This is a genomic window from Brevibacillus sp. DP1.3A (assembly GCF_013284245.2).
Lineage (GTDB): Bacteria > Bacillota > Bacilli > Brevibacillales > Brevibacillaceae > Brevibacillus.
This window is the reverse complement of record NZ_CP085876.1, coordinates 2,513,446-2,526,703: the sequence shown is the minus strand read 5'-3', so window position 1 is coordinate 2,526,703 and position 13,258 is coordinate 2,513,446. Positions and strand designations below refer to the sequence as shown.

Genomic DNA, 13,258 nt, shown 5'->3' with positions numbered 1-13,258 from the left:
GCAGGGGGGACTAGTTAGAACTATGGAGTTGTCGGTGTTTGTGTTGATTGGTCTCCTGGATTGTCAGGAGGAGGTGTCTGTCCAGATGCTGGCGGCTGTGCTGCACCGCCTTGCCCAGTTTGCTGACCGGAAGATGGCGGAGCCGGATTATTTCCACCTGTTGGATTTGTAGTAGCATCCGGCGCCGTATTGCTTGGCGTCGTTGTAGCAGGCACTGTGCTGCCCTCCTGACCTGGAGGAGGTGTTGTCGGTACAGATGGTTCCGACACGGATTGCAGCGTCACCTGAAGCAACTCTGTACCCTGGAGCACCGTTCCCGGAGGAATGCTTTGTTGGGTGACGAAGCCAGTTCCAGTCGATTTCATTGCGAGATTGATCAAAGAGCTGAACTCCATGACGTCCCGCAATGATTTTCCTTTGAAGTCAGGCATCTTTGTTCCTTTGACCCTGTCTGTTACAAGGATGATCTGTTCACCTGGAACGACCTGATCATACGCTTCCGGGTACTGTTTAACGATTTTCGTACCTGTCCCGGCTACTGTGACCGTCAAATTGTCCTGCTTCGCTCGCAATTGCGCGGCTGTCGTGGACATCCCTTCAAACTTAGGCAATGTCTTCGGTGTAGCAGGTGAGGATGCCAGTGCTGCCTGGGCTTCTTTTTTCGACGTCGGCTTTTCATTCTGTTTATTCTTGCCTACCGACAAATCAGGCTGCTGCTGCAAATATTGCAGGCTGCGTTCCATGATGGTTGTAAACATGGGAGCGAGCATCATCTGGCCCCACAATGCATACCATGCATCTGTTTGCGGATCGTCAATGACGACATAAACCAACAGCTTCGGGTTGTCTTTTGGCGCAAAACCGATGAAAGAAACAACGTAACGGCCATCCATGATTTTCCCTGTGTTGGGATCATATTTTTGTGCAGTTCCCGTCTTTCCTGCTACTTGGTACCCTTCGATCTGATATAGTGTACCAGTCCCGGGCTTCTCTGAGACAACCTTACCCAAAATGTCTCGTGTTTGTTGCGCAGTCGCTTCACTTACAACCCGCTCCACAACCTCACGTTGCGTGCGATTGACGACTGCTCCAGTGTGAGGATCACGCTTTTCTTTTACAATATGAGGTTTTAGAAGCTCTCCTCCATTCGCGATTGCCCCTACAGCGGCAATCTGCTGGATCGCCGTGACCGTCGCTGCTTGTCCATACGTTGTTGCAGCCCAGTCACGTGGTGAGCGAGGTTTTTCCAGGTTGATCAGACTTCCTTTTTTCTCGTAAGGAAGCTCAATTCCGGTTTTTTCACCCATCCCGAATTTTTTGAAGTATTTCTTCAGACCTTCCAGCTTCAAACGTTCATACCCCAACTTCGCGAACAATACGTTACTGGATCGCTGAACCCCTTCCAAAAAGGTGATGGTTCCCCAACCGGCACCATTGTTGTGGTCACGGATCGGAATCTGCCCCTTGATGGTATAAGCACCTGATTGATAGGTTTCATTCTGATTAAACATTTTTTCTTCAATCGCTGCCGCAAGAGTAATAATCTTAAACGTAGAGCCCGGCTCAAACATTGTGGTGACAGCATGGTTATTGTAATTATCAATCCCGTTGTAGTATGTATTCGGATTAAACTGCGAGCGGTTGCCCATCGCCAATACCTCACCCGTTTGCGGGTCAGCCACAATGACCGTCATGCCCTGCGGCTTGTACTGCTGTTCCACCTTGTCAAGCGCTTGCTCTACATAATTCTGGATTTGCCGGTCAATTGTCAGGTAAACATCTAAACCATCCTTTGCCGGAATGTACTCCCCTTCTCCGTCCGGCAGCTGGTAGCCTGCGCGATCCTTTTGGTAGGCAATATGTCCCTTTTTACCAGCCAATTCTTCGTTCAATTGCAGCTCGATCCCCATTTTCGGTTCATCATACAAATCAAGATAACCAATCACATGGGAAGCGAAGGCGTTATTCGGATAAACCCGGCGAGTCGTTTCAGTCAAATAGATTCCTGGGAGCTGATTCTTTTTGAGCTTCTCACCACTTGGCAGGGTCGGATATTGCAAATTCAGAATTCGGTTCCTTTGCTCTTCACTGATCTTTTGCCCGTAGCGTCCCAATTCCACGACTTTGTTCGGCTTGGTCAAATTCTTCACCAATTCTGGAACAGGCGCATTCAAAATAGGAGCCAGCATATTCGCTGTGTAGTAAGGATCTTTCACCACATCTTCGTCTCTTTCATTGCGCGGCTTCAGTTTTGCGTTTACCGTGTATGCCTTACCATCATACGCCAAAATCTCGCCGTTTCGATCATAGATCGCTCCGCGCTTCGGCTTCAAGACTTGCTGCCTGTCCCACTGTTCTTGAGCCGTTCCCATGATATCGGTAGCTTTGACGGTCTGAAGCCAGTAGATTCGAAAGCTCAACGTCGAAAAAATCAAAATCGTACATAAGGCTACCATGAGAATTCGCCAATTTACTTTTCGCTTCCATTCCATCTCCATTCAACTCCATCGCATCAAAGATCGCCCGCTCCTTAAGCCACGAGAATGTATCCCTTCTTGGGAGACGAACACATAATAGCCGAGTCAGAAACTCTGGCCCAGCTAAGAAAAAATGTTACCGCACATAAGGAGCAGTAACATTTAAGGTTTTTTGGGTTGTGTTTGTGGCAGAGAACTTGCCCGTACTTCTGATTTCCCAATCGTATGTACAGCTCCTGGATTGTATACCATCCCCTGCTTCTCTGCTTCTTTTTGCAGGCGATCCCGGTTAGTCATTTGCTCAATTTGCAATTTCATCGTTGCATTTTTTTCTGTCATCACACGATTTTCATGTTTAGTGCTTTGGATTTCGTAATTCAACTGGGAAATTTGCGAGTAGCGGACACCCACTAGACCCAAGCCGACGACGGTTAACGAGATAAATAAGAGATACAGCAATTTTTCTCCGGTCGGAATCGTTGGCTTGATCCGAACCGTTCGCTTTGTTGTCTTCGTTACAGATTTGGATTGTTGTTCCAACTCCATAGCTAAATTTCCTCGGTAGTAATAACTCATCGCTTCTCCCTCTCCTTTCTCGTTGTTTCCGTTCTACAGCTTCTCCGCTACCCGTAGCTTAGCTGATCGTGCACGCTTATTCGCTTCCAATTCTTCTTCAGATGGCAAAATCGGCTTCTTTGTAATGACTTTTACGACTGCTTTATTCCCACATGTGCAAATCGGAAAGGCTGGCGGGCACGTGCACCCTTTTGCAAAGTCTTGATAAATTTGCTTGCAGATTCTGTCCTCTAAGGAATGAAACGTGATGACGCTTACCCGACCTTCTGGATTCAAGACAGTAATAGCATCGACGACGGCCTCTTTGAATGCATCCAGCTCATCATTGACTGCGATCCGAATCGCCTGAAATGTGCGCTTCGCCGGATGGGGTCCGGTACGGCGCGCAGCGGCAGGAATTCCTTCCTTAATCAATTCAACCAGCTCGCCTGTTGTTTGGATCGGCTGCTTCTTTCGTTGTTGAACGATTTGCCGGGCAATTCGGCGGGAAAATTTCTCTTCTCCGTACAGCCAAATGATCTTGGCAATCTCTTCTTCTTCCCACTCATTGATAATGTCATAGGCTGACAATGGCGCTTGTTGGTCCATTCTCATATCCAGAGGCGCATCAGCATTGTAGCTGAAGCCACGCTCTCCCTCATCCAACTGTGGAGAGGATACCCCAAGGTCAAACAAAATTCCGTCTACGCCAGTCAAACCTAAATCGCTTACAATGTCTTTGATATGGCGGAAGTTGCTCTTTACCAGCGTGACTCTGTCCATATAGGAAGAGAGTCTTTCGCGGGCATTATCCAGCGCCCAGTCATCCTGATCGATGGCGATAAGTCGACCGCCCTCCGTCAGCTTGGAAGCAATCAAACTGCTATGCCCTGCTCCACCGAGCGTACAGTCTACATAAATGCCTCCAGGACGAATATTCAGCCCTTGGACAGCCTCATCCATTAAAACGGTTACGTGATGAAACGACAATGTCGTCACTCCTGTTCTTCTCGCTGCTACAAATTAAAATCAACCAGTTTTTCGGCAATTTCTCCAAAAGAGCCTTCTGACTGGGCAAAGTAATCTTCCCAGCGTTCCTTGCTCCATACCTCTACACGGTTTGACACCCCGATGATCACACATTCTTTTTGCATGCCTGCATGCTCACGTAAATTGGGTGGTATGTTTACCCTTCCCTGCTTGTCCCACTCGCATTCGGTGGCACCTGAAAAGAAAAATCGTGTAAATGCGCGAGCATCTGCTTTTGTAAATGGGAGAGACTTGAGTCTTTCCTCTAGTTGTTTCCACTCATCTTGCGGATAAGCAAACAAACATTGGTCCAGACCGCGGGTAATAACAAAGGAAGTGCCTAGCCCTTCACGGAATTTGGCTGGGATCGTCAGGCGGCCTTTTTCGTCGATGCTGTGTTGATATTCCCCCATGAACACGCCCTAGTCCCCCACTTTCCTGTCGGTTGGCTCCACTTTCCCCCACTTTTCCCCACCTAGTACCTATTTGTTATTATAAAAAAAAATCCTGCGTTTGTATGCAGGATTTTTTCGCATATTTTTTTGCCGGGAAAAGACGGGATTCGAGGGACTATTCGACCCAGCTTTCCAGGTAGGATTTTTGCTCATCTGTCAATTTGTCGATTCCGATGTTCAGAGCTTCCAGCTTGTACTGAGCAACCATTTGATCCAACTCGAATGGTACGTTCAGCACTTTTTTGCCAATGTTTTTGTACTGTTCATTGACATAAGCCAAGGATACCGCTTGCAGAGCAAAGGTCATATCCATGATTTCAGCCGGATGTCCGTCGCCAGCAGCCAAGTTCACGAGGCGGCCTTCTGCGAGCAGGTACACTTTTCGACCATCAGTCAAGACAAATTCTTCAATATCTTTACGCACAATACGGGAAGATGTCGACATTGCATTCAGATCGACCTTGTTTACTTCGACATCGAAGTGACCCGCGTTGGACAAGATTGCGCCATCTTTCATCACTGCAAAATGCTCTTTGCTGATGATATCGCGGTTACCTGTCACTGTTACGAAGTAGTCACCATGCTTCGCAGCTTCGAGCATTGGCATTACTTCAAATCCATCCATGTAAGCTTCTACCGCTTTGATTGGGTCGATTTCGGTTACGATTACTTTTGCGCCCAAACCTTTTGCACGCATCGCTACACCTTTACCGCACCAGCCATAGCCAGCTACCACAACAGTTTTACCAGCTACTACGAGGTTCGTTGTACGGTTGATACCATCCCATACGGATTGACCCGTACCATAGCGGTTATCGAACAAGTATTTGCAGAATGCATCGTTTACGGCAACCATCGGGAACTCCAGCTTGCCTTCTTTCTCCAACGCTTTCAGACGCAGAATACCTGTTGTCGTTTCTTCTGCACCACCACGTACTTGAGACAACAGATCACGGCGCTCGCTGTGCAAAATAGTGATCAGGTCGCCACCGTCGTCAATGATCAGGTCAGGACGAGTTTCCAGTGTTTTGATCAGATGATCTTTGTATTCCGCAGGATCTGGGTTGTATTTCGCAAATACGCGAATACCGTCTTCCACCAAAGCTGCGCAAATATCATCTTGCGTGGACAGCGGGTTGGAACCAGTAATGGTTACTTCAGCGCCACCAGCTTGAACTACTTTTGCCAGATAAGCCGTTTTTGCTTCCAAGTGCAAGGAGATCGCAACTTTCAGGCCTGCAAACGGCTGCTCTTTTTCAAAGCGCTCACGAATGCGGTTAAGAACAGGCATATGTTCTTTTACCCAATCAATTTTCAGATGGCCGTTGTGCGCCAACGCCATATCTTTTACGATGCTTTCAGATACTGTGTTCATGTACGGATGGACCTCCTTTTATCTCATAAAGCAACCTTGTCTATCATATCATACGCAAGTTCAACCATCATCAGTTTTTCCAATTATTTTCCTATTATCGGCAATTTACGCTCTGCGGTTTCTACCGTAAGCAGCTCCAAAAAGCGTAACAAAGCCTGAGGCATCCATTTCTTTTTATGGTAGACCAACTGTCGGAAAACACGGATATCCGGATGGGAAAACGTGAGTATCACTAGTGTACCATTTTTCACTTCTTCTTGTACGACAATTTTCGGAAGTAACGCAATTCCTAAATCATAGGCAACACATTGTTTTATCGCTTCCAAACTGCCAAATTCAAAAGAAGATTCCACGGTGGCTCCTTCTTCACGCAACACCGATTCCATCATCCCTCGGTAACTGCATCCCTTTTCTGTAAAAATCCAGGTTTCCCCGTTAAAATCGTGAGTTTCTACCTTTTCTTTTTTTACAAGTGGATGGGTAGGTGCAGCCACAACAACTAGTTTTTCCTCACCTAAAACGACATTTGTCAGCTCAGATTGATCTTGGAGCCAATCGAGCACAAAGGCGAAATCGAACTTCCCTTCCTTTACTCCCTGTCTCAAGTCTTGGCAGATGCCCGGTGCAAGCATGATCCGCATACGTGGTTGCTCCAAGCGAAATTTTTGCAAAAAAGGTGGTAAATAAAAGGCTGCCAGTGACTCCACTGTTCCAATACTCAACGTTCCCGCCAAATGTGCCTGCTCCGACAGATTCGCTTTTGCCTCCTCTAATACGGCTTGCAGCTGCTCGCTGTAGCCGAGAAGCACTTCGCCTGCGTGGGTAAGCCTGATTTTTTTGCCCCAACGCTCGAATAGGCTGACACCGAACTCCGATTCCAGATTTTGAATTTGGGCCGTCACACTTGACTGCGCGTAGCCTAAAATTTCTGCTGCACGTGTAAAGCTCTGGCATTTTGCTACTTCACGGAATGTTTGCAAATAACGAGTATCCAGATTTCCCCCTCTTTTCATCGGAAAAATCGATTCGAATTATCTAATATTATAGATAACTCCGATGATTATGTCTATGCTACACTTCAGTTACCAACGAGATGGTAAGTAAAAAAAGTGAGGGATCTACCTATGGGGAATTTATCCACGCAAGCCCCCGGACTAGCCAAAACACTGCGACTTCCGCAGATCGTCGCCTTATACATCGGGGCGGTGATCGGTTCCGGCGTACTGCTCATCCCCGGACTCGCCGCGCAAAAGGCTGGCCCTGCTTCCATTTTAGCTTGGCTCGTCATGTCTATTCTCGTCCTACCTATGGCCATTACGATGGGGCTGTTATCTGCTCGTTATCCAAGCTCAGGTGGAGTCTCTACATTTGTACGGACAGCGTATGGAGATCGATTCGGAAACATGGTAGGCTGGTTCTTTCTCTTGTCTGTCCCGATTGGCGCACCGATCCTGAGTGTTACAGGGGCCAACTATATTGCGATCCTGCTGAACTGGAATGACTCGCAAGTATATGCAGCAGCTGCTCTGCTTCTTCTCGCTGTCCTTATGATGAATGTTGTAGGCTTGCATGTAGCTGCACGTGTCCAAACGATTGTTGTTTCGCTGATTATCACGATTTTGATTTTGGCCGTTGTCGCAAGCATTCCGCATGCATCTGTCACTCACTTTTCCCCTTTTATGCCAAACGGTTGGTTGAGTGTCGTGCAAGCAGCAGGTCTGATGTTCTGGTGCTTCATTGGGTGGGAAGCCGTGACGCATCTCTCAGAGGAATTCGTCGATCCTGCGAAAAACGCGATTCGCGGTGTTTTGTGGAGTGCGGGAATCGTTGCTCTCTTGTATTTTGCCGTGGCCTTTATGACTGTGGCTACGCATAGCTACGGGGTCGGCATCTCTGCTGCCTCGCTCAGTGTCATGGTTCAACTCTCCCTGGGTCCGATCGGCGGATGGATTGTAGCCGTAACCGCCTTGTTCATTTGTATCGCAACAGCCAACGCTTACATTGGAGCTGCGTCACGCATCGCCTATTCGTTGGCGCAAGAAAAGATCGCTCCTCGCTGGTTTGGCACCCTCCACGCCAAGTACCGGACTCCAACCGGCGGGCTTCTGTTTCTCTCTCTTTGTTTTGTCCTCGTTCTCGGCGTACTCTATTTCGACGTAATCGACTTGTCCAGACTCATCGAGCTACCCAATGCAACCTTTTTTGCGACTTACATCGGTGGATGTCTTGCTGGGGTCCGACTCTTGCGCAATAGTCGCGTAGGCCGAATCGCTTCCTGGACTTCTCTCATCTGTACAGTAGGACTCTATCCTTTTTTGGGGTGGTCCGCTCTCTATCCACTCGTGATTGCACTCGTCCTTTTTATCTGGCAAAAACGTCATGCCTGACACGAAAAAAGGCTGGGATCATGTCCCAGCCTTCTTTTCTTATTCATCTTTTCCAATCAGTCGAAACGTTTTGCCATCGCTTGAGTAAAGGTAAAACGTGCGATCGACGCTTCCACCCAAATCTCCTGCGTAATATTGAACCGTCATTCTATATTTATTCATTCCGATTTTTGCAAAGTACATCAGCTCATTAAACTGCGGAAACCGGACATAATCATACACTTCATACTGCATAAACGAAAAATGCTCGCGTAAAAACGATTCGCTCACAGGCAGATTGTTTTTCTTTACATACGCGACCAAGTCATCAAAGCGACGAATCTTTTGCTTATCCATCACGTCACCTACAAATGACGAGACAGCTTGTGTCATTGCCTTTTTCTCGCTCTCTGTTACATTGCCAGGGTACAGCTCGTCGATTTTTGTTTCCAAACGATTTAACAGAACGACTGCCTGTGCTCTGTTGATTTTGTCATCAGGACGAAAGCTTCCATCTGGAAAGCCAGCCAAAATCCCCATTTTGTAGGCAGGGTAGACCGTCATCACCTGTGTTTCATTTTCGACCGAAAGATCCGTGAAAAATTTCGCTGTCGTTCCCCGATATTTTTCTCCTTCTGATTGATGCCCGATGGCTGCAAGCAAGGTTCTTGCTGCTTCTAACCGCGTCATGCTATCCGTCGGTTTCCCCGATGGCATGATACCCGCTGAAGCCAAATGGTGATAGGTTTTTTCCGACCAACGTCCCACAGCAGCTTGCAAGTAGGTCTCTTTGATAAAGCTCTCCGGCTCATGACCTGTAAAGGAAGGAATGACGCGTTCAATCAGGGATAAAAACTGTTCTTGCGTCACTGTTTGCTCTGGCTTAAAGGTTCCGTCGGGAAAGCCTTTAATCAATCCTTTTTTGGTAGCAATCCCTATTTCTTTTGCTGCCCAATGTCCATTTGTGTCGATAAATGCAGGGGAATTGGCCACGTATGCTTCCCGTGCGTCGGCCTTTTTCAATCCTGCGGTTGCGATGCCCGTCAATAAAACCGACAAGCTTACAACTAGTAGAGTGGCTTTTTTCCCGATTTGTTGTAATGTAATCTGCATCCCGAGTACCACCTTTCCCCAAAAACAATCCATTACTACTAATACGCAGAATTTGTCGGAAAAGTTTCGGCATAATTTGAAGAAAAGTTTTCCATCTGCTTAAACAACAAAAAATAGCCGGGTCCACCTCTAGGACGATCCGACTATTTTTGCACTGCATTTTACAGGTAATAAAGTTGATGAGTACCATCATGCGCGAATGGCGCATCTACTAATCGGTCAACCAAGCCAAGACCATATTTATTCGCGAACGGGAAAAACGAATGCTTTCTTTCTTGCAGCCCACCTTCGGGCAACAATGCGGTCTCAATTCGTTGGACGCGCACATGCTCCACGTCATCTTTTTGCTGTAGCGAGCGAATCAGACGCTCTTCCAAAAAGGATACTTGCTCTAACAACAGCTTACTATTTTTCTCAGCCAGACCACGCAATCCGCCATCCAGAGAAATAACCTCCTCTACCAGCGGACGATAGATCGACATGATCGACTCCCGTGCCGATGCGAATTGCTGCTCCAACGGATGTGGCGGCTGGTTTTTGGACCACTCGGTTTTCCAAGCAGTGAAATCAGTCAAGACTTGTTCAATAGAAAGCCCTAAGCTATCCAGCAGTCTCAGTTGAGCACCTTCCACAAGGGTAATGGACATACGAGGCAATACGATCGGCATCTGCATCCCGAATAGCTCGAATACCTCCCGATAATATGCCCAATAAGCAATCTCGCCCGGACCTCCAATGAAGGCAAGCGTAGGAAACAGATGCTCCTGCATCAACCCGCGGGTAACAACATTTGTGCTGAAACGCTCCGGTGAATCTGCAACCTGCTTGAGCAATTCATCGCGACTGTAAGAACGTCTCCGATTGATAAAGCGCTCCCCGTGACGTTCTAGCAGCAATCGATCATCGCTCTCATAGACGAATAGATTGGCTTGATGCTCTTCCACTTGCAATTGAAGCGGATAGCCAGCGGTTGAAATCCGATCCGCTGCCCGTAGCAACACCTTCGTCAATTGCTCATTGTTCTCAATGATCTGTGAAAAGATGGGTTGCTGCAGTTCACGAACAATCGGCAACGAAGATTCAACCAGAACAAGACCGTGCCTGCCAAACAGTTTTGCCATCAAGCGGGCAAACCACTCTGCGATTGTACGCGAATCTGCTGCAGTCTGCGTCAGCAACTCACGAATCTGTTTGGTTTCGGCTGTCTCTGTCTGTCCCTGGAAAAACTTTTCCAGGAACTGCGTACACAGTTCAGGGTCCAAGGATAGCGTACTTGCCGATTGGCGGCCCTTTTTGTTCAGAGCTAGTCGCTCTTTGTGTAGGCGCTTCCCATCGTCCGCTCCCCAGTACACATGATCGATCTCATCGATGTCATGGTCTTCGCCAGCAATCCAAAACACCGGAATGACGTTCGCCTGAAGCTCGGCAGACAGCCTCTTCGCTGCCTGGATCAGATGAACAGCTTTGTTGACCGTATAGAGTGGTCCACCCAGAACTCCTGCTTGCTGACCGCCAATGACCACATAGGTGTCTGGCTGTTTGAGCAACTCGATATTTTTCAGTGCTTCAGGGTGAGTACCCATCTCTTTATTAAAATGATATAAGCCTTCCACGAGCTGGTTCCGGTGAGGATAGGATTGACTTTGAAGCCATTCCACGCGTTCTCGGTAGGACTGTTCACGGTAGGGATTATGCGCAAAAAACTGTAATGCAGAGGCATTTTGCTGCTGGTACTCCTGTGCCAGCGGATTCGCCAATGGAAGCGCGAGACATTCAACATTCATGCTAGCTCACCTTTCTTAGGGCCATGGTCATCCAAAATTATACCATGCTCCACAGCCACAAAAAACAAGACAACCCACTTTAATGGGTTGTCAAAGTGTAATACAGGCTCGATTGCGCTTGTATTAAAATTGCGGAGGGGTGACGGACCAGATTAACAACGCTTCCGTTTCTCCTGTATTTTCGATTGAGTGTGTTTTGCTGCTGTCAAATGAAATACTGTCTCCTGCTTCCAATACATGCTCTTCATCGTTGAAGCGCGCTGTCACACTACCAGTAATGACCGTGAAGCACTCTTCTCCCTCTGACTGTACGAACTTGTCGACAACCATTTCTCCAGGCATCAGTCGCACTTCCAGCATCCCCAGCTTGGCACTACCTCCCATCGAGAGCAGCGAATAAGTGCCCGTCGATTCAGGAAAGACCAGTTGTCTGCGTTTTTGCAAGCGAGTCACATGCACCTGCTTTTGATCAATATCTTCGAAAAAATGAATGATGGGTGACTCCAGAGCTTTGGTGATTTTCCACAGCGAATCAAGCGACGGCTGCGAAATTCCACGCTCTACTTGACTCAGCAAACCTTTGCTTAACCCTGTCTTACCTGCCATAATTTCCAAGGTAAAGCCGCGTTCTTTCCGAATCATTCGAATCTTGTGACCGATGGTCTCGATGGGAAGTCGCATATTTCCAACCTTCTTTCTTATCGGAATAAATACGATATGTATCAACAGTGCTTTACACGACACCCATCGTTTTGATAATTCCGGTCGTAAACAGCACTATGTAGACGAATCCAAACCAGAGAAACGACAAACGCCAAGCCGAAAATCCTACCTTTTTGAGGGAGAGCCGTCCCTTCCACTTCATTTGTACCCACCCAAGGAGCACGGTTACCACCAGGTAAAAGCAGAATACCCACCACCAAGCGGAAAAAGCCTCGGGCCAGATCAGTTCGTATGCGGAAACGGCAGAACGAATCACCAAAAGATTCGTGATATTTATCGCGAAGCGGCCTGCCAATTTCTTGTTCCGCGTCGTCACATACAAGATGAAATAAACGAGCGGAAACCCGAGAAACGGCACAACCGTCAGCGTACCCCACAAATAGGCCCAGACATTCGCCAAAAAGGTCATCTACTGTCGCCTCCCTCCTTCCGTATTCCCATGTCTGACTTCAGAAGGATAACGCGAAGCAAGGTTTCGTGCAGCGGAGTCGGAATCCCTGCCTCTTTTCCTACTTGGACGAGATAGCCGTTGATAGACTGCACTTCCGTCGGTCTGCGCTTCTTTATATCCTGCAGCATGGAGGAAAGATTACGGGAAGTATTTCGGCAAATGGAGACAATTTCCTGCAAGTCTGCATCCTCGATTTTTTGTCCGGCATACGCAGCCACTGCAGCTGCTTCCATAAATAAAGCACGCATGAGCTGTTGCGTATGTGAATTTTCGAGGAGAGCACCATTTGGGATTTCAAAAAGCGCGGTTAACGGATTGATCAGCGCATTTGCGATGAGCTTGCGCCAAGCGAAGGGCTGTATTGCCTTTTCATAGACAGCCTCCATGCCTGTTGATATCGCCCAGTCGACAAATATGCGAATCAGTGGATCATTGCAATCAGAAGTCTCCCAAGAACCTACGCGCAAAGTACCTGTACCGGTATGCACGACTTCTGTAGGCGACAATCTCCTAGCTCCTTCCGTATTAATCGCAAAGAAGCACTGCGTCTCCGTTAAAACGGTTCGAAGCAATTCGTAATGACCCATGCCATTTTGCAAAGCGATCACTCTTGCCTCAAGGTCTACCCCTTGTAAGGCTGGAAGCACGTTGTGCAAATCTGGCTGCTTTACAGTTAACAGATACAGCTTCCCTTCAGGCAATCCTTTTTCAATGGGGCTGGCGGTGACGGGAACAGTGACTGTTTCGCCATTAAGCTTTTGAAAGCTGAGCCCGCGTTCATTTAGCTGATTCGCCTGGAGTGAACTGCGTGTAACAATCGTAACAGGTTGTCCAGCAAGTGCGAGCCTTGCTGCATACAGCAGCCCGACAGACCCTCCACCTATGACTACCACCTGATACTTCCTTGGTTCTAGCAGCATTTGTTCACCC

12 protein-coding genes are annotated in these 13,258 nt (G+C 47.8%); 1 reads left to right on the top strand and 11 read right to left on the bottom strand.

Annotation, left to right across the window (positions count from 1 at the left end; genetic code table 11):
- Positions 1-20 precede the first annotated feature (20 nt).
- From HP399_RS11635 to HP399_RS11610, 6 genes are all read right to left on the bottom strand, one after another.
- Entirely contained in the window at positions 21-2,492 is a 2,472-nt protein-coding gene (locus HP399_RS11635; RefSeq protein ID WP_173617215.1) for a penicillin-binding protein, read from the bottom strand.
- A gap of 147 nt (positions 2,493-2,639) precedes the next feature.
- The gene (locus tag HP399_RS11630; RefSeq protein ID WP_173617214.1) at positions 2,640-3,053 is read right to left on the bottom strand and encodes a cell division protein FtsL; all 414 of its coding nucleotides are present in this window, start codon (positions 3,051-3,053) and stop codon (positions 2,640-2,642) included.
- Positions 3,054-3,086: 33 nt separating this feature from the next.
- Positions 3,087-4,031 carry a 16S rRNA (cytosine(1402)-N(4))-methyltransferase RsmH gene (gene rsmH, locus HP399_RS11625; protein WP_173617213.1) on the bottom strand — a complete coding sequence of 315 codons (945 nt, stop codon included), beginning with the start codon at positions 4,029-4,031 and terminating at the stop codon, positions 3,087-3,089.
- Positions 4,032-4,048: 17 nt separating this feature from the next.
- Complete coding sequence (gene mraZ, locus HP399_RS11620; protein ID WP_007717680.1) at positions 4,049-4,480, bottom strand: division/cell wall cluster transcriptional repressor MraZ; 432 nt, start codon at positions 4,478-4,480, stop codon at positions 4,049-4,051.
- Between the two features lie 151 nt (positions 4,481-4,631).
- Positions 4,632-5,891 (bottom strand): adenosylhomocysteinase, encoded by a 1,260-nt coding sequence (locus HP399_RS11615; protein WP_173617212.1) that lies wholly within the window; start codon positions 5,889-5,891, stop codon positions 4,632-4,634.
- 83 nt (positions 5,892-5,974) lie between these two features.
- Positions 5,975-6,904, bottom strand: coding sequence for a LysR family transcriptional regulator (locus HP399_RS11610; RefSeq protein ID WP_173617211.1), 930 nt, complete (start codon positions 6,902-6,904; stop codon positions 5,975-5,977).
- Positions 6,905-7,015: 111 nt separating this feature from the next.
- Between HP399_RS11610 and HP399_RS11605 the strand changes: the two genes are divergently transcribed.
- On the top strand, positions 7,016-8,278 hold the full coding sequence (locus tag HP399_RS11605; RefSeq protein WP_173617210.1) for an APC family permease: 1,263 nt from the start codon (positions 7,016-7,018) through the stop codon (positions 8,276-8,278).
- Positions 8,279-8,317: 39 nt separating this feature from the next.
- On the opposite strand, the gene HP399_RS11600 is transcribed toward HP399_RS11605, so the two are convergent.
- The 5 genes from HP399_RS11600 to HP399_RS11580 form a co-directional block, all read right to left on the bottom strand.
- Positions 8,318-9,370 (bottom strand): S-layer homology domain-containing protein, encoded by a 1,053-nt coding sequence (locus HP399_RS11600; RefSeq protein WP_173617209.1) that lies wholly within the window; start codon positions 9,368-9,370, stop codon positions 8,318-8,320.
- Positions 9,371-9,531: 161 nt separating this feature from the next.
- Positions 9,532-11,154, bottom strand: coding sequence for a bacillithiol biosynthesis cysteine-adding enzyme BshC (gene bshC, locus HP399_RS11595; RefSeq protein WP_173617208.1), 1,623 nt, complete (start codon positions 11,152-11,154; stop codon positions 9,532-9,534).
- A gap of 123 nt (positions 11,155-11,277) precedes the next feature.
- The gene (locus tag HP399_RS11590; protein WP_173617207.1) at positions 11,278-11,835 is read right to left on the bottom strand and encodes a helix-turn-helix domain-containing protein; all 558 of its coding nucleotides are present in this window, start codon (positions 11,833-11,835) and stop codon (positions 11,278-11,280) included.
- A 52-nt stretch (positions 11,836-11,887) separates the two neighbouring features.
- Positions 11,888-12,286 carry a DUF3397 domain-containing protein gene (locus HP399_RS11585; protein WP_173617206.1) on the bottom strand — a complete coding sequence of 133 codons (399 nt, stop codon included), beginning with the start codon at positions 12,284-12,286 and terminating at the stop codon, positions 11,888-11,890.
- Positions 12,283-13,248, bottom strand: a complete 966-nt coding sequence (locus HP399_RS11580) for a ketopantoate reductase family protein (RefSeq protein WP_173617205.1) — start codon at positions 13,246-13,248, stop codon at positions 12,283-12,285. The genes HP399_RS11585 and HP399_RS11580 overlap by 4 nt, the downstream gene beginning before the upstream one ends.
- Positions 13,249-13,258: the final 10 nt, after the last annotated feature.